This window comes from Cyclobacterium salsum, assembly GCF_010119245.1.
Lineage (GTDB): Bacteria > Bacteroidota > Bacteroidia > Cytophagales > Cyclobacteriaceae > Cyclobacterium > Cyclobacterium salsum.
Genome location: NZ_WNKG01000013.1, coordinates 132034 through 150152 on the forward strand (window position 1 = coordinate 132034; position 18119 = coordinate 150152).

An 18119-nucleotide genomic window follows, 5' to 3' on the forward strand; every position below is an offset into this window, starting at 1 on the left:
GAAGCATCACATCCATGAATAAGATCAAAAATAGTAAGGCTGTAGTAGGGTTCGTTTTAATTGTTTTGGGTTTTTCAGCTATGGGGTTGATTGAAAACCCTGTTCTGGAAAAAATCCAGACCAATCTATCGGTTTGGAGAATCAATTATGCTCCTGAAAAGGTATACCTTCACCATGACAAACCGTACTACATGACGGGAGAAGTCATATGGCTTAACGCATACCTGGTCCATGCTTCCGATTTAACCCCAAGTGATAAAAGTAAAATCCTATACGTAGACTTGATCAATGATAAAAATGAGCTGGTAAAAAAACTCACACTTGAAACGGAGGAGGGAAGAACCAATGGAGATTTGTCCCTTCCAGGCGATCTTCAGGAAGGAACATATACTCTGGTTGCCTACACGAATTGGATGAAAAATTTTGGTGAGGAGCAATTTTTCAAAAAACCCATCTACATCTGGTCTCCGGAATCAAATGATAAAACCCCGAATACCCCGGTCGGATCCGACCCGGATTTTCAGTTTTTCCCGGAAGGAGGTGAAATGGTAACAGGTATCACCGGAAAAGTGGCATTCAAGGCAACCGGGCCTGGTGGTCAGGGGATTGAAGTAACAGGAGATCTATACGATGACACCGGTTTGAAATTGACGGACATCGCTTCAACCCATGCGGGAATGGGTAGCTTTCGTATTACTCCGGACAATGCCCGATCCTATTTGGCGAAAGTTACTTTTGAAAATGGTTCCACGAGGGAATATCCCTTGCCAAAGGCTTCCCCATTAGGGTATGGGATGAACTTTGAAACCCAGGGGGAGCGGATCGAAATTACTACCGTCACCAACCATCCAGCGGGTGAAAACGTATTGCTTACAGGCATTGTGGGAGACCAATTACGATACAGCCAGGAATTTCGTATGATCCCCAATGAGGAAAATCGATTGGAAATTCCCAAATCAGCATTTCCTACCGGCATCGTAAGGTTCACCCTGGCAACCTCCACAGGTGAGCCCCTTGCCGAGCGGTTGGTTTTTGTAGACCATTCAGATCAATTAGAACTGACCATCAGCTCCAATCAGCAACAATTCTTAAGCAGGGAGCAGGTCATGCTTGAAATGGAAGCCAAAGACCGGCAAGGTAATCCGGTAGCTACTTCCTTTTCACTGGCAGTCACCGACGATCAGTTGGCCAGCCGGGAAAGCGATGGCATGAAAATCCAGTCTTACCTGCTATTGACCTCTGATTTAAAAGGGTATATTGAAGCACCGGGATATTATTTCAACCCTGAAAACGAAGACCGCCATGCCGCCTTGGACCTGCTGATGATGACCCAGGGATGGAGGAGATTTGCCTGGAAAGATATCCTTGCAGGTAATTTTCCAGCAATAGACCATTCGCCAGAATTTGACATCCGCATCAGCGGGAACCTACAAAAGGACAATGGGGACCCCATCCAGAACGGAGAAGCCATTTTGTTTTTAAAGGATAAATACCAAACATTTATTGCCTCCGAAACCAATGAAAATGGAAATTTCGTTTTTGAAGGCTTTCATTTCAACGATTCCATTGATGTGTTGATCCAGGGTACCGATGCCCGCGGAAGAACACGCAATGTAAATGTAAACATTGATGACGAGGTGTATTTTCCGCAAGGACAAGCGACCGGAAATTGGTCCACCGAATCGGCTGCGGCTAGGATAAACCGGGACTACTTTTCTCCGAGCCTGCCTTTGTTTCAGGGAATTGAAACCGATATTAGCAGTTTGGAGTTGGGAGAACTATTACTGGAAGAGGTAGTTGTGGAAGGCAGGGCAGAAATCTCCCGGCCCTTTACCTTGCACCGGAATGCAGACATGACTATTGAGGCCGATCAACTTCCTACAGCCCCTTCCGGGAATATCCTGGAGGTATTACAGGGAAGGGTTGCCGGTCTCCAGGTCGTTCGATCCGGTCCAAACCAATTCAGTGCGGTAATCAGGGGACAAGGTACACCACTGTATTTGCTGGATGGGGTACCTGTGGATGAAAGCATGCTGCAAAGCATTAATCAATATGATATCAGCAGAATTGAAATTCTAAAGAGCCCCGGTAATACGGCGATTTATGGCGGCAGAGGCAGTGGTGGCGTAATTGCGCTATTTACCCAAAGAGGGCCAACCGAAATAGATGAACCAGAAACCGGAGATCACATAATCGTCCAACGAATAGGAGGCTTCAGCAAAACCAGGCAGTTTTATTCACCAAAATACGGAGAAAATACAAGTTCGGAAATCCCTGATTTCAGAAGCACCATCTATTGGAACCCAAATGTCCGTACCAATGAAAAGGGCATTGCTAAGGTCACCTTTTTCACCGCTGATAGAAGCTCCTTATACCGGGTAAATGCAGAAGGCATTTCCGAAAAAGGAAAAGTCGGCCAGGCAGAATTGCTGTTGGAGGTGTATTAGGAGCCGAAGGAAAACGGAGACAAACTAACTGCGGGAAATGATTCGATGGGATGATGTGAGGATGTTGCCGTCACTGCGAGAATTAACATTTTAAAAAACGCAGAAATCGGGATGACGATGTGGATTTTTAATATATTGATTTTCAGCGATTTGATAAATACGTCATCGGTAGGGTGCAGATGGTGTCTAATCGGATGGTCGTAATCTCTCGGGCACCCGCAGCAGTCTGTCGGAATACGTGCACGTCCATCGTATTTAACTGCCCTTTTCTTGAACTCCCTGCATAAACGCTCCGGTTCAGATTGCTTCGCGGAGCTCGCAATGACGGGTTCTCGTTACTAAGTGGGTGCAAATGGATTCCAATCGGATGGTCGTAATCTCTCGGGCACCCGCAGCAGTCTGTCGGAATACGTGCACGTCCATCGTATTTAACTGCCCTTTTCTTGAACTCCCTGCATAAACGCTCCGGTTCAGATTGCTTCGCGGAGCTCGCAATGACGGGTTCTCGTTACTAAGTGGGTGCAAATGGATTCCAATCGGATGGTCGTAATCTCTCGGGCACCCGCAGCAGTCTGTCGGAATACGTGCACGTCCATCGTATTTAACTGCCCTTTTCTTGAACTCCTTGCATCAACGCTCCGGTTCAGATTGCTTCGCGGAGCTCGCAATGACGGGTTCTCGTCACTGCGTGGGTGCATATGGATTCTAATCGAATGGTCATAACCGCTCGGGCACCTGCGGCAGTCTGTCGGAATACGTTTGCGCTACTCGTTTTCTAATGGCATTCTACAAAGGAATTGCGGTTTCGCTTCGAATCAGATTGCTTCGCGGCGCTCGCAATGACGGTTATTGATGACATGGTGATGTTGCGATTCCTTTTCATTTTCCACAAAACTTCCTGAATTTCAAGACGCCAAAATCTGCAAGGAAGTAGCGGTTTCTAGCAATTTTCGTTTCTACTTCTTAATTTGGGGAATTGGTTAGACAATAAACCCCATCCTAATAATGAAAATAAAAATTGCCTCGCTGTTATTTTTATTGCTTTCTTATTCCAGTTCACTAGTATCCCAGACCCACTCGCCGGAACCTCCGCTGGTTTTTCCCCAGCAATTTGTCCATCCGGGCATGCTTCAAAGCCAGGCCGATTTGGAGTACATGAAGGCCAAAATACAATCCGGAGACCAAAACTGGGTGGCTGCCTACCAACGTTTGCTGGAAGAAGCCTCTCTGGATTTTGAACCCCAATCAATTACCCATGTGGTAAGAGGTTCTTACGGTAGACAGGGGCAGGGCCATCGCGAATTATCTGCCAGTGCCATGGAAGCCTACCGGCATGCATTGCTCTGGTATATTACCGAAAAGAAAGCACATGCAGAAAAAGCCATTTCCATCCTTGCTGCCTGGTCGGAAAAATTATGGGATTTCGATGATAATGATGCCAAATTGATCGCCGCTTTGACGGGACAGCATTTTCTCAACGCAGCAGAAATACTGAGATATACCTATGAAGGCTGGGAAGGGGATGATATCAAGGCCTTTGAACGAATGATGTTAACGGTGTACTATCCGTATATCCGTGATTTTTTTACCGAAGCCAATGGCAATTGGGATGCAGCCATGATTCACACCATGCTTTGCATCGGGGTTTTCACCGATAGACCGGATATATTTCAACAGGCAGCCGAACGATTTTACTGGGGGCCCAACAACGGAGGCATTACCAAATACATTTATCCCAACGGACAAATCCAGGAATCCACCCGAGATTGGCCCCATGTGCAGCTGGGTCTGGGTGAATTGGCCAAAGCTGCACAGGTGGCCTGGACGCAGGGTATGGATTTTTATGCGGTAGCGGACAAAAGACTGGCGCTGGGATATGAATATACTGCAAGGTACATGTTGGGGGAAGATGTCCCGGCCTATGGAACCATTTCTCCCAGAGGAAGAGGTGAATTCAGGGATATTTACGAGTCCGTATACCACCATTATACCCAAGTGAAGCACCTCGGGATGCCTAATACGGAAAAAGCCATCCAGCAAACCCGTCCTTCATCTTCCTGGTATTTCCTGATATCGCAAAGGGCTCCTGCCCTATCGGAAACACCTCTTTCAGTCGACCCTCCACTAGCAAGTGCAAGGCAGCAGACCGGAGCGAAGCAAAATACAAGCCAGGGCATACATGAAGAAGACCTGATCGTGCCCCCTGGGGCTTCCATTCAGGAAGCCTTGGATAAGGCTGCCGGTACGGGTAAAAAAGTAATGTTGGAGAAGGGAATTTACCAACTGGACCGTCCCCTGCTCATCCCTGCTGAAACCCATTTGGAAGGCCAGGGAGCAGGCAGCATATTGATGTTGGAAGCTGGAAAGGCAGGGGTCACCATTCGCAACAAAGATCCGGATATTCAGTATGTGGTGATCCGCCATTTGCTGATTGAGGGCGCAGCCTCTGTGGATCCCGGTAGCGATCCCAACCAGGGACGAAGGAAACGGGCACGACAATCAGCTTTGCGGCGGGAAGGGCTGGTTTTTTCAGCCGAAAAAGAAGGACAAATCCAACACATTACCCTGGAAAATGTCACGGTACGGAACTTCACTAAGCATGGCGTTTCCATCCGGGGAGCCGAAAATGTACAGATTATTGGTTGTGATTTCAGTGATAATGGATCCAATGTGGTCCCCGGAAAGGGCCTCCACCATAACCTTCACCTCCTGAGGGTAACAGATGTAAAAGTAACGGATGGAAGGTTTAGTAACTCGCCTTGGGGAAGCGGCATACACCTGTCATTTGGGGAAAACATTCTTCTGGCTGGAAATGAATCATCCAGAAACAAACTTCATGGAATACATATTACGGAGAGTAAAACCGGTTTGCTGGAAAGGAATCTGCTGGAAGGAAACGACCGACATGGACTGTTTTTAGATAACTGGATGGAGGGAGTTCATGATTTTGAGGTAAAAAGCGCTGTTTTAAGAAATAATAGCGGGAAAGGAAGCAGGAGTTTCGAAGGAAATCAAGTAACCATGGGATATAATTTGTCGGTGGACAATAAAGAAGACATTGTCCACGGCAAGACGACGGATGCTTTCCACCAAAAATACCGAGGACTGCTTAGCTTGATGGATTTTAAAGCGGGCTTTTCAGCCAAATCAATCCAAAATGTTGAAAATCCGTTGGTAGCCGCACGGGGCATGTTAGAGCACTACCGAGCAAGAAGCGATGTAAAGCACCCTGTCGACCGGCAGGAATTAATGCAGCTGGAAAATCCGGCCAGCGAAAAAGACATGGAAATGGCCAATAATGCCCTGGCCCATATTATGGTCGGACAACCCGCCTATCCGCCATTTTACGTAGGGGAAGACATTGATTGGGGCAGCAGACCCGTAAGTGATAACGAATGGGTATGGCAATTGAACCGCATGACTTTCTGGGATGCCATGGCAAAAGCCTACTGGCAGACGGGGGAGGAAAAATACGCCAGTGCCTGGGTTCGGCAAATGATGGATTGGGTAGAAAAAAATCCACGGGATGAAGCGCATCATTACGCCTGGAGGTCTATCGAAGCTGGAATCAGGGGCCACCGATGGACCAACTTATTTCAGTATTTTCTAGACTCCCCTTCCTTTAGCCCTGAGGCTTTGGTAAGCTTTTTGGCTGCGGTGCACGAGCATGCCGATTTTCTGATGACCAAGTACAGCAAAGGTAGTAATTGGGCCTTGATGGAAGCGGAAGGGCTGGCCTTCATTGCCATGACCTTTCCGGAATTTAAGGAATCAAAGGCATGGATGGAGGAAGCTATTTCAAGGTTTAGCAACGAGATCACCCATCAGGTTTACCCCGACGGCCATCAGCGGGAACTCGCCTTTGGCTATCACATGGGCAGTATCCGCTGGTTTCTGCGGACTTATGAACTGGCAGAAATGAATGGAAAAGGTAACCTTTTCCCTGATTCATACCTACAAATGATCGAAAAAATGGCAGAGGTGCCCATGAAACTTGCTTTTCCGAACGGTACCAGTCCACAGTTTGGTGATGCCTGGACCGGCAATCCCGGTCAGTATTACGATCGGTTGCTGGAATGGGCAGCATTATTTGACCGGCCAGATTTTACCTATGTGGCTACGCAAGGCCAAAAAGGAGAGAAACCGGCCGCTACCGCCTTTGCCTATCCTCACAGCGGGCTTTATTCCATGCGTAGCAGTTGGCACCCGGAAGCCATTTGCCTGGTGCTAAAATGTGGGCCCAGTGGGGGCGGTCACAGCCAACCGGATAACGGAACATTTGAATTGTACGCTGGCGGAAGAAACCTCACGCCCGACTCGGGAAGTTTTATCTACAGTGGTGATCCGGAAGGCAGGGCCTGGTTTCGGCAAAGCAAGGTGCATCAAACCCTTACCCTCAATGGTGAAAACATCGCCTATGAACCCCGGCAACTACTGTGGCAACCTGGAGAAAATCACGATCTTTTGGTGGTAGAAAACCAAAACTACGAAGGCCTCGCCCACAGGAGGGCAGTGATCTTTTTTGATCATTCCTTTTTTATACTTATTGATGAGGCAATTGGTGATTTTAGCGGTATTCTGGACCTGAATTTCCAATTGGCCCCAGGTCCGGTCAAACTGGATAAAGGAAACCTGAAGGCAGCTACTCAATTCCCGGATGGCTATAACCTCTCCCTTCAAACCCAGGCGCAGGAGGGGCTTACCCTGGAAGAAGCGGAAGGTCAGGTATCCTTTGTCTACACCAAAAAAGAACCGCGACCGGCATTTTCTTTTAGAAAAAATTTGACCAAGGGATCCGATGGAGAGCGTTTGGTCACGCTGCTTATTCCCTATCAGAAGGAAGTACCCGCGGTAGACGTTGCCCTTCTGGAGAACCCTCCCATCGGTTCACCGACAATTAGTATTCAAGTAAGCTATCAGGGAAAAGAAGAAATCATTACGTACGAATTATCAGAATAACCCAAAAAACCATGATTATAGCATCGCTCCGTTTTCCTATTCTCCATCGAATTTGGCTCATTTTAATTGGTTTCCTAAGTTTTCAGGTGCCAAACCAGGGTCTTGCACAAGAACCCCAGCACCTTCCTTTTCAACTAACAGCTCCTGGATGGGAAGAAAGTCAACTGGATAAAACAGAAATGCTGGAAGTTATCGCAGCGACCTGCCAGGTCATGGCCCGTCAGCAAAATGAAGTGGGAGCCATTATTGATCCTTACCTGGACCGGGAGCATCAGTACGCTACCCCCTATTTTGCTTTTGCCGTAGGTATTTTGCTGGAGGCCGGAGTGGGATTGGAGCTAAAAGAAGCTGGAATACAAGCCATGGAGCACAGCACCCTGAACTTTTCAAAAGGCACGAAATCCATCCCGGATGAGCACGGGGAATTTTTCATCAGTCCGCTTACTCATGGATTAGACCTCTACAAGAATCATATTCCGGAGGAACAGTATGAGGAATGGAAAAGGAGAATGGAAACTCCTCTGGCAGCGGTCATGCAGAATTTCGACGGCCGTATCAACAATTGGCGCACCTATGCCATGAAAGGCGAATGGAGTCGGGCGATGAAGGGTTTGAGCGAAAAAAAGTATGCCACCGAATTTATTGAAACCGCCTGGAATCAGTACAGCCAGCGGATTCGTATCGTAAATGACCGTTGGAACCTATACCAGGATTGGAGTAGCGATCCACAGTCCCTGGCGGTGGAAGCCGTGGGAAGGGGAAACCTGATTGGCCTGGCCATGGAAGCATACGATGGTCCCTCCTCAGGAGAGATGCTTTCAGCAGTACGGAGAGGTACCCGTACCAGCCTATTTATGCAGGCTCCGGATGGGCAGGCCCCTCCCAATGGCAGGACAGATAACCACATTTTTAATGATGTACTCTATCAACTTGCTTTTGAAGCAATGGCCGAAGATGCCTGGAAGCAAGGAAATGAACGGCTGGCGGGGCAATACAGGCGGGCGGCTAGCCTGGCCTTTAAAAGCATATTGAGATGGCAGCGAACAGATACGCCCTGGATAGGTTCGTTTTTCATTACAAAAAATCATTTTGAACCCGGCGAGCGTATTGGGTACCAACCGGCCAGCCAATGGGGAAATTATACCGGTGCGATCGTGCAACACCTGGCGGAAGCCTACCTTACCCGACAGTCCCAAATACCGGAGGTACCCGCCCCCACAGAAACAGGTGGGTATGCCTTTGAAACGGACGATCGATTTGGAGCCTTTTTTGCGAATGCCGGGGGCTTTCAGGTGATGGTCAATTTACGCGGGGCCAGTGTACCCAAATATGGCTTAAGCTGGACCCCCTTAGGTACGGTTCGGATGATCAAAGAAGGCTGGGATGGCCGCCTTGGCCCTGCTGACGGAGAGCACGATTTAGAAAGGGGGCAAACCGTTGATTTAGTAACTGGAAGTGGGGACAAGGTTGATAAGTACCGGCCTCAATCGGGAATTTCCTTTGGGCCAGAATGGATGGAAAAAGGCCATTGGGTACGCATAGCGGATCTGCCTGCCAACTACCAGGGGGAAGCTGAAATTCATTTTGTCCATCCCTTATTGGTAAAATTCACCATCCATTACAGCTATGTTACCGGAAGAGGGGGACCATTTTTTAGCCAGGAATTTGTACTGACACCGGATTTATTGGTAACCCGGCTGAAAAGTGCTCAAGAGCTACCCTTTGGCCTGACCGTTCCTTTGTTGGAAAATGACGGCAGGTCGCTGCAAACCAACATTTCGGCTGACCGGGCGCATACCGGATACAGTACGCTGGGAGACCGACAGTACTTTATCAGTCTTAATGAGACCGTGGAACTGGATACCACTGCTGCCTCCATTCAAAGTACCTACGGATGGCTCAAACCTGTCCGATTTGAAACGCCCGAAGCAACTGTTGATCTGCTGGTTTATCCAAAAAGAGCAGGAGAAATGGAGGCGGAGCGGTTAAAAGAGGGATTCCGATGGACCAGCGGGGGATTTGAAACTCCCTTTGCAAGGGTTGGGGAAAATTTTTATATCGGAAAGGAAATCGCCGGAGGCGAAGGAAAATCAATGGATTTGGATGGAGACGGTGAGGCAGAGGTCTCCTTTAATCAAAGTTGCTTCTTCGTATTTCAATTGGAAAACGGAGCCATCAAACGGGCAGAATCGGACCGGGCCGTGGAAATGAATTACAACGGCAAAACCTATTCACTCAGCCCCCACCAGCCCATTGCTGTGAAGTAAAAATAGAAAATGGGAATTAGTACCCGAATCCCGGGGCAAAATCAAACATTCGCGGTAAATTTGGGTTTCAAAAAACGATCGTCCCCACTCCTGTACATGAAACAAAAATTTCTCAACGTCCTTTTTTCTATCTTTTTATTGTTTTCCCTGCTTTCCTGTACCGGAAAACTAGACACCGGCACCATGAATATGTCGAATTGGAAACAGGACCGGAATGGCTGCCTTGGGCTGCGCATCCAGGATGTGGAAGAATTGCGTTCGATTAAAAACAGTTTTTTAGCCAGTTACAACCAGGAAATTATTAAGACCTTTGGCAGGCCGGACCGGGTAGAACTGATTGATAAAAGCCAGAGCTTCTTCATTTACTTTCTGGAACCTTCCGATAACTGCGAGGGAAAACAAGAAAAAGAACCGCTAAAGGTTCTTTTTCGATTGAATGCGATCAGTAAGGTCAGTGAAGTAACCATTACGCGTCTTAATCCATAAAACACAGGGCAGCAGCACCCAGGGTACCTGCATCGTTTTCCAACGTGGCCCGTTGCATCTTAATATCAGATAGGTAATAGGGACTTAGGTATTGATGGATCGTTTTATCCATGGAGGGCATGATGTAGGACAAAGCGGCAGAAATACCCCCTCCAAAGTAAATTTCGTTCACATCCAGGATGCGTATGGTCGATACAATGGCTTCCCCTAGAATTTCTCCTACTTCGGCAAAGGTTTTTAGGGCAATTGGATTTCCTTCCGACGCAGCGCTCACCAATACGTGCATGCCCAGTTCCTGTGTTGCCAGGTCACCTGATTCCTCCGGAAATTTTTCCAGAAATCTAGCGGCGATTTTCAGAATACCGTTTCGACCTATCAGGGGTTCGAGGCGGCTATTTCCCCTGGATAGCATGTGTCCCATTTCCATGGCGTTCCCTCTGACGCCTTTAAAAACGGCTCCATCCAGAATCAATGCACTTCCGATACCTGTTCCAAGCGTAATAAAAAGATAGTTTTGAGGCGTATTCCCCGTGCCGAAATGCAATTCGCCCACTGCCGCCGCACTGGCATCATTTTCCAGGTGAAAAATAATATCCGGGTATTTATCAAGCAGCGCATTTTTCAAATCAAACCCATTCAACTCAGAGATGGCGGGGATTTCCAGCGTGGTGGTCCGATCTTTACTTACCAATCCAGGCAGGCCAATACCTACATGCCGGACCTCCGGAAATTGACGAAGGTAGTTCCCCACCACGTCTACAAAGGCAAGATTAAAGCCCAATTCATGACTCCGTAGCGAAGCCGTTGGTTCCTTGGCAAACTGAAGGATTTTGCCTTTGGTATTGACCAGGCCAATTTTAACATGGGTACCTCCCACATCTATACCTAAAAAGTTTTCGGTTTTCTTATCCATAGTATGTGTTACTCAAATGAACGTAAATTTTGAATCCTTTACAAGGAACCTATACTTTCCTGCTGATCTACCAAGATCGGTTATCACAGACAAGGAGTAAAAATAACGGATTTTCTGTGAAAATAGGTGAATCAACGGAAGGATTGCCTAAAAATAGCTACCTGCTCCTCTCAGGGTAAGTGAATTCCATCTTCCCTGATAACAATTTTCTTCTTTTTGTAGAGCTGCCCGATGCACTGCTTAAACTGTTTTTTACTCATTCCCAGATGCTCCCGAATGCGATCGGGCTCGGATTTATCCGAAAGCGGCAAAAAACCAGTTTCTTTAACTTTGGCAAGAATGAAATCGGCTCCTTCTTCATACTTCTGCCGGCCAATGGGGGTCAATTGCACATCCATTTTGTTATCTTCCCGGATCTTCTTAATGAAGGCCGTGACGGTTTGTCCTATTTCCAGGTGCTGAAAGACTTCATTTTCATACATCAGCCCTTCGTAAAAACCAGCTATCAATACCTTAAACCCCAGGTCCGTCCGGTCAAACACCAACGCCTGTACCTCCTGGCCCTCCTGAAATAAGCTGGTGTCTGACAATATAAAATCTTCGTATTTAGTAACTCCTATCAGCCGGTTGGTTCGGTGATCCAGGCAAACGATGGTCAACACCTTATCTCCTTTGTCAACCTTTTGGCGCATTTCAGAATTAGGAAGAAAGAGATCCTTTTCCAATCCCCAATCTAAAAAAGCTCCGATGGCTGTTACATCTTTAACCTCCATCATGGCAAACTCGTCCAGTAAAGCTACGGGTCGATCAGTTACGGCTACGGGTCGATCTTCGCTATCGGTATAGACAAAAACCTCCAGCAAATCGCCTTCTTTTTCATCCCCTTTCAAATAGCGCTTGGGAATCAACACTTCTCCCGTATCACTTAGCTGCAAATAAGCACCATTATCAGTAAACCGGTTTATGCTCAGGGTACTGATCAATCCTAATTCTTTCATGGGGTATTCGGTTTCTTTTGGCTCTCAACGTCCTTTTCGGCACAAATGTAATGAATTTACGGAATACCATCCCTGCCCTATTTGTAAGTGCCCGAATGAAGAGTAAAAATCCATCGTATTTCGGGTCGTCCATTTCAATGTATTTCCTACCTCAGCAAGAACCTGGATTTAAATCGTACACTTTTTTAACCAAAATAAGATTTTTCGGGTAAAATCAGATAATTTTTAATGTCAAAATCAAATGTAAACATATTTTGGCTTTCTTTGTGGTCAGTACACCAATCGACCGAAGCCAACCTTTTCTATTCTATGGAATCTATTATTTACGCCATCAATGATATTATTTGGAGTAATGCCCTAATTGTCCTTTGTTTAGGTGCGGGGATTTATTTTTCCATCGTCACCAAATTTCTCCAAATACGATACTTCCGTGAAATGATCAGGCTTCTCTTCGGTGGAGAATCCTCCGATAAAGGAGTTACCTCATTTCAGGCGTTTGCCATTGCGATCTCCGGGCGCGTGGGCACCGGAAATATTGCGGGTGTGGCTACCGCCATTGCGATGGGTGGGCCGGGAGCAATCTTCTGGATGTGGATCATTGCCTTTCTGGGCAGTGCATCCGCTTTTATTGAAGCCACGCTTGGACAAATGTTTAAGGAAATCAAAGGGGGCCAATACCGGGGTGGCCCTGCCTTCTACATACAAAAAGGACTGGGGATCAGGTGGTATGCAGTATTGTTCGCCTTTGCTACCATCCTTAGCACCGCTTTTTTCTTACCCGGCGTGCAAAGCAATAGCATCGCCCTCAGCGTGGAAAATGCGTTTCAGGTACCCACCTGGATTACCGGTTTGGTGATTTGTTTTTTTCTGGCATTGATCATCTTTGGCGGCGTAAAAAGAATCGGTAAGGTGGCTCAGATTGTGGTGCCTTTTATGGCGGCCGCCTATATTCTTATGGCCGTTATCATTATGATATTAAATATCAGCGAGATTCCCGGGGTTATCAAATTAATTATTAGTTCTGCTTTCAATATGGACGCTACCTTTGGAGGAATTTTCGGAATGGCGATTTCCTGGGGAATCAAAAGAGGAATCTACAGCAATGAGGCAGGTCAGGGAACCGCTCCACATGCCGCTGCTGCTGCAGAAGTGAGTCACCCCGTCAAGCAGGGTTTGGTACAGGCTTTTTCGGTGTATGTGGATACCTTATTTATCTGTACGGCCACTGCATTTATGATTCTTTTTACCGGCCAGTATAATGTTATCAACCCCGAAGGTGGTTTTATCATCGAAAACTTACCCGGTGTACCCATCGGCCCGGAATTCACGCAGTTTGCGATCAGCGAACATTTTCCCAATATGGGCCCCGGATTTATTGCTATTTCCCTGATGTTTTTTGCCTTTACCACCATCATGGCATACTACTACATTGCGGAGACCAACTTGAGTTTCCTTCAGGGGGACGAAAACCGTAAATGGCCCTTGTTTTTATTGAGGGCATTGATTTTGATTGCCACCTTCTACGGTACCATCCGAACGGCCGCGCTGGCCTGGACCCTGGGAGATATCGGGGTAGGGATGATGGCCTGGTTAAACATCATCGCCATTTTTCTATTGCGGAAACCGGCCATGGATGCCTTGCGGGATTACGTGGAGCAACGGAAAAAAGGATTGGATCCTACCTTCAATTCGGATACCCTGAATATTGATAACACAGAAGAGTGGGATAAAATAGACTAAGGAGCCACTACCGCTTTGAAATCATTCCCTTCTTCTAAGAAAATTCAAGTTTCATGGGCAAGCAAGCGTAGGTTGGAATATTTTTCTTATCTTTTTAATTGTTAAGAGAAAACCAAATTTATCGCCATGCAGCAAGCCCCGAAACAACCGACACCAGGAGGACTGGTTTTATTACCTATCCTTTACCTGGTATGGTCGGAAACCCTGATCCAGGATCAGGAAAACCAGGCATTTATAACGTTTTTAAATCAGGCTGACTGGCTCAGCGAAGAAGATAAAAAATTCCTCCGGGAAAAACTCAGTCCGGAATCGCCTCCACAACGCCGGGAAATGGATTTTTGGTGGGAGACCATCACTTCTGCCGTAGATGAAAGCAAAACCTATCCCAACCTGACCTCTCTGGGGATCGAATTATTGAAAAAAGAGGCACCGGAAGTTGCCTACACCTTCCCCATAGAGCAGGCAGAAAAAGAACTGTCTGACCTGGAAAAACAGTTGGGCATCATCGGTAAATCTGCTGCCCTCAGTTTCAAGTCCTCTCACAGCAACATATCCACTCGCTACGAAACCCAGGTAGATTTTGATGTCAATGCCCTTACGACCATCCTGGATGGGCAGAGAAAGCCCTTGATCGATGAACTTAAGACCTTCTTGGCTACCGATAATTTTGACTATATACAACCCGATAACCTGGAAACCTACCGCAACCAGGTGCTCTCCTGGTGCCGTCTCCTGGCGGATAAAGGCTATGGAGCCATTGGATTCCCAGCGGAGCATGGAGGTAGAGACGACATGGAGGCTTATTTCACCGTCTTTGAAACCCTGAGCTACCGGGATCTGAGCATGGTGATCAAATTTGGCGTGCAATTTGGCCTTTGGGGCATGAGTATCCTGTCATTGGGCACCAAAAAGCATCATGACAAGTACCTGAAAGCCATCGGAACGCTGGAACTTCCCGGTTGCTTTGCCATGACTGAAACCAATCACGGGTCCAATGTAAAAGGGATTGAGACCACTGCCAATTATGATCACCAAAACCACACCTTTACCATTCACACCCCCCATCAGGATGCCCGAAAAGAATACATCGGAAACGCCGCCATGCATGGTAAAATGGCCACCGTTTTTGCCAAGCTGCTGATTGATGGAAAAGATTATGGGGTCAGCACCTTTGTGGTTCCTTTGAGGGACGAGGAAGGAAATACCTTACCAGGAATTCAAATTACCGACTGCGGCAGAAAGATGGGACTGAATGGCGTAGACAATGGATTGATTGCTTTTGACAACGTGGTCATTCCAAAAGAAAACATGTTGGATCGCTTTTCGTCCGTGGATGAAGACGGCCAATTTCAAAGCCCGATTGCCAGCGATAACAAGCGCTTTTTTACCATGTTGGGAACCCTGGTGGGCGGAAGAATAGGCATTCCGAGATCTGCTCTTGCCGCTTCCAAATCCGGCCTGAGCATCGCCATCCGCTACGGAGACCGCCGACGGCAATTTGGCCCGGAAGGCGGGGAAGAGATCCCCATATTGAACTACCGCATGCACCAGCGGAGGCTGATCCCCTTGCTGGCAAAAACCTATGCCTGCCATTTCGCTATGGAATACGTTACCGATCGCTTTCTTCACCGGAAGGAGGAGGAAATGCAGGAAATAGAGGCCCTGGCGGCTGGAATGAAATCCTATGTAACCTGGCAAAATACGGCCACTTTACAAGAATGCAGGGAAGCCTGTGGGGGTAAGGGCTACTTATCCGAAAACCGGATCGATGCCTTAAAAAACGATACCGATGTCTATACCACCTTTGAAGGGGATAATACGGTACTCATGCAATTGGTAGCCAAAAGCCGCTTGAGCGCCTATAAGGAGCAATTTGAAAACATGAACCTGTTTACCATTATCAATTACGTAGCCTCCAAAACGAAGACATCCATTACAGAAAAGAACCCGCTGATTATCCGAAATACAGACGAAGATCACCTGTTGGATTCGGACTTTCATTTGAGTGCTTTTGAATACCGGGAAAACAGCATTCTGGATTCCGGAGCAAAGCGCTTGAAGCGGCTGATGGATGAAGGGATGGATCCCTTTGATGCGGTAAACGTATCCCAGCATCACCTGGTCAATATGGGGCAAGCCTACATCGAACGGGTAATTTTGGAGAAATTTATAGCAAAAACCGCTCATACCCCAGACCCAAAAATCAAGACTGTGCTGAAGAAATTATGTGATTTGTTTGCTTTGTACCAGTTGGAAACCCACAAAGGCTGGTACCTGGAACAGGGATATATGGAAGGCGTAAAAACCAAAGCGATCCGAAAAATGGTCAATCAATTGTGCTGGGAAATACGGAAGGATGCGGTTCCGCTGGTAAACGCATTTAACATTCCCAATGCCTGTTTAGCAGCCCCCATTGCCATGTAAACATATTTTATGAATGAAATTATTGTATTTGCCGTACTTGGTCTTTCCCTAATCTTTTTTGTTTGGGGCAAGATCAGGTATGACCTGGTGGCATTATTTGCCCTGCTTATTCTGGCCATTCTTGGCTTAATCCCTTATGAGAAGGTTTTTTTAGGCTTTGGACATCCCGCTGTCATTACGGTAGCGGCAGTTCTGATTGTCAGCAAGAGCCTGGAAAGTTCCGGACTCGTAAACCTGATCGTCCGGATAATGGACCGGGTTGGAAGCAATCTGACCTTACAGGTCGCTTCTATGTCGGGCATCGTCGCCCTTTTATCCGGTTTTATGAACAATGTGGGTGCTTTGGCGATTTTTATTCCCGTCGCCATTCAAATCGCCAGAAAAAACGATTATCCACCTTCCCTGGTGCTAATGCCCATTGCCTTTTCCTCCCTGCTCGGCGGAATGACTACGCTCATTGGAACCCCTCCAAACATTATTATTGCCGCTTTCAGGACTACCAATGAAGTCCCTGCATTCGATATGTTTGACTTCGCGCCTGTAGGTGCAGGCCTGGCGATTGCCGGACTGATTTTTATTTCCCTGGTAGGCTGGCGACTGCTCCCTACCCGGAGGGCCAAACAATCCGGGGAAGATTTATTCCAGATAAAAAATTATATCACCGAAGTGAGGGTCACTGCTGATTCTGATTTAATCAGTAAAAACATACAGCAACTTACCAACAATAAGGACATTGATGTCAAGGTGCTGGGAATTCTCCGAAATAAGGAAAGAATACATGCTCCCGGACCCTACCACATGTTTAAAGAAGATGATATCCTTATCCTGGAATCCGGCACCGAAGATCTAAAAGAATTGGTCAGTAATTTTGAGTTGGAAATGGTAGGACATGAAGATTTCATTGAATCTGCGAAAGATAAATCCAAAATCATTATCACGGAAGGAATCATTCAGGCCAATTCCCCGCTGGTAGGTCAGACGGCGGCAAACCTACACATGCGATCCAGATTTGATGTGAATTTGCTGGCATTATCCCGGGGGGACCGGACCATCATCAAAAGAATCGACCATGAGGTATTCCGCTCCGGGGATGTCCTGATGCTTCAAATGCGGGATGAGCAACTTTCGGAAACCCTTGACGAAATGAAATGCCTGCCATTGGCCAGCAGGAGCCTGGACATAGGAAAACCAAAACAAACCCTGTTGGCTATTGGCATTTTTGTTACGGCCATCATTTCTGCTGTTGCCGGTTGGCTTCCGGTAGAAATTGCCTTCACATTAGCCGCCATGGCCATGGTCCTTTTCAGGATTTTACCCCTAAAGGACTTTTATACCAGTATTGACTGGCCGGTTATCGTCCTTTTAGCCGCTATGATACCCGTAGGTGAGGCATTTGAAACCAGCGGAGCTGCAGCAACGGTCACCAAGTTGATGTTGGTGTACTCAGATATTTTTCCTGCCTGGTCCATGCTATTGGTTATCATGCTGACCACCATGTTGCTTTCCGCCTTGATCAACAATGCCGCTACGGTGGTATTAATGGCTCCTATTGGGCTGCAGATCGCTTATAGTATGGAGCTTTCCGCCGATCCTTTTCTGATGAGTATTGCCGTAGGAGCATCTTCCTCCTTTCTGACACCCATTGGTCACCAATCCAATACCCTGGTAATGGGTCCTGGAGGATACCGTTTTTCAGATTACATGAAACCCGGTTTACCCTTAACCCTGCTGGTACTGGCCCTGGGCGTGCCGCTGATTCTGTGGATTTGGCCGCTGTAGCACAGAACAAAAACGACCTCCGCTTAGGGCAAAATGACCCAGGCAAATCCAATAATAGCCTATTTATGGCCCGTTTTATCTGTCATGAATATCAGGTCAATTATTC

The 18119-nt window shown here is 47.2% G+C and carries 9 protein-coding genes; 7 read left to right on the plus strand and 2 right to left on the minus strand.

The window, feature by feature from the left end; all coding sequences use genetic code 11:
* Positions 1-14: 14 nt before the first annotated feature.
* The 4 genes from GJS45_RS20480 to GJS45_RS20495 all read left to right on the plus strand — a co-directional run bounded on the left by GJS45_RS20480 (position 15) and on the right by GJS45_RS20495 (position 10159).
* Positions 15-2447 carry a TonB-dependent receptor plug domain-containing protein gene (locus tag GJS45_RS20480; protein ID WP_162343733.1) on the plus strand — a complete coding sequence of 811 codons (2433 nt, stop codon included), beginning with the start codon at positions 15-17 and terminating at the stop codon, positions 2445-2447.
* A 1005-nt stretch (positions 2448-3452) separates the two neighbouring features.
* The gene (locus GJS45_RS20485) at positions 3453-7406 is read left to right on the plus strand and encodes a heparinase II/III family protein (RefSeq protein WP_162343734.1); all 3954 of its coding nucleotides are present in this window, start codon (positions 3453-3455) and stop codon (positions 7404-7406) included.
* Positions 7407-7417: 11 nt separating this feature from the next.
* The gene (locus GJS45_RS20490; RefSeq protein ID WP_162343735.1) at positions 7418-9673 is read left to right on the plus strand and encodes a hypothetical protein; all 2256 of its coding nucleotides are present in this window, start codon (positions 7418-7420) and stop codon (positions 9671-9673) included.
* A 96-nt stretch (positions 9674-9769) separates the two neighbouring features.
* Entirely contained in the window at positions 9770-10159 is a 390-nt protein-coding gene (locus tag GJS45_RS20495) for a hypothetical protein (RefSeq protein ID WP_162343736.1), read from the plus strand.
* Here GJS45_RS20495 and GJS45_RS20500 read toward each other — a convergent pair.
* Both GJS45_RS20500 and GJS45_RS20505 read right to left on the minus strand, forming a co-directional pair.
* The gene (locus GJS45_RS20500) at positions 10149-11072 is read right to left on the minus strand and encodes an ROK family protein (protein WP_162343737.1); all 924 of its coding nucleotides are present in this window, start codon (positions 11070-11072) and stop codon (positions 10149-10151) included. The genes GJS45_RS20495 and GJS45_RS20500 overlap by 11 nt on opposite strands.
* A 170-nt stretch (positions 11073-11242) precedes the next feature.
* Complete coding sequence (locus GJS45_RS20505; protein ID WP_162343738.1) at positions 11243-12070, minus strand: CvfB family protein; 828 nt, start codon at positions 12068-12070, stop codon at positions 11243-11245.
* A 309-nt stretch (positions 12071-12379) separates the two neighbouring features.
* On the opposite strand from GJS45_RS20505, the gene GJS45_RS20510 reads away from it, so the two are divergent.
* The 3 genes from GJS45_RS20510 to GJS45_RS20520 all read left to right on the plus strand — a co-directional run bounded on the left by GJS45_RS20510 (position 12380) and on the right by GJS45_RS20520 (position 18013).
* Entirely contained in the window at positions 12380-13810 is a 1431-nt protein-coding gene (locus GJS45_RS20510) for an alanine/glycine:cation symporter family protein (protein WP_162343739.1), read from the plus strand.
* Positions 13811-13936: 126 nt separating this feature from the next.
* The gene (locus GJS45_RS20515; protein ID WP_162343740.1) at positions 13937-16234 is read left to right on the plus strand and encodes an acyl-CoA dehydrogenase family protein; all 2298 of its coding nucleotides are present in this window, start codon (positions 13937-13939) and stop codon (positions 16232-16234) included.
* A 9-nt stretch (positions 16235-16243) separates the two neighbouring features.
* Positions 16244-18013 (plus strand): SLC13 family permease, encoded by a 1770-nt coding sequence (locus GJS45_RS20520; protein WP_162343741.1) that lies wholly within the window; start codon positions 16244-16246, stop codon positions 18011-18013.
* Positions 18014-18119 lie beyond the last annotated feature (106 nt).

Coding starts and splice junctions, on each gene's coding strand:
- GJS45_RS20480 (WP_162343733.1), top strand. CDS start 15: ATGAATAAGATCAAAAATAGTAAGGCTGTAGTAGGGTTCGTTTTAATT.
- GJS45_RS20485 (WP_162343734.1), top strand. CDS start 3,453: ATGAAAATAAAAATTGCCTCGCTGTTATTTTTATTGCTTTCTTATTCC.
- GJS45_RS20490 (WP_162343735.1), top strand. CDS start 7,418: ATGATTATAGCATCGCTCCGTTTTCCTATTCTCCATCGAATTTGGCTC.
- GJS45_RS20495 (WP_162343736.1), top strand. CDS start 9,770: ATGAAACAAAAATTTCTCAACGTCCTTTTTTCTATCTTTTTATTGTTT.
- GJS45_RS20500 (WP_162343737.1), bottom strand. CDS start 11,072: ATGGATAAGAAAACCGAAAACTTTTTAGGTATAGATGTGGGAGGTACC.
- GJS45_RS20505 (WP_162343738.1), bottom strand. CDS start 12,070: ATGAAAGAATTAGGATTGATCAGTACCCTGAGCATAAACCGGTTTACT.
- GJS45_RS20510 (WP_162343739.1), top strand. CDS start 12,380: ATGGAATCTATTATTTACGCCATCAATGATATTATTTGGAGTAATGCC.
- GJS45_RS20515 (WP_162343740.1), top strand. CDS start 13,937: ATGCAGCAAGCCCCGAAACAACCGACACCAGGAGGACTGGTTTTATTA.
- GJS45_RS20520 (WP_162343741.1), top strand. CDS start 16,244: ATGAATGAAATTATTGTATTTGCCGTACTTGGTCTTTCCCTAATCTTT.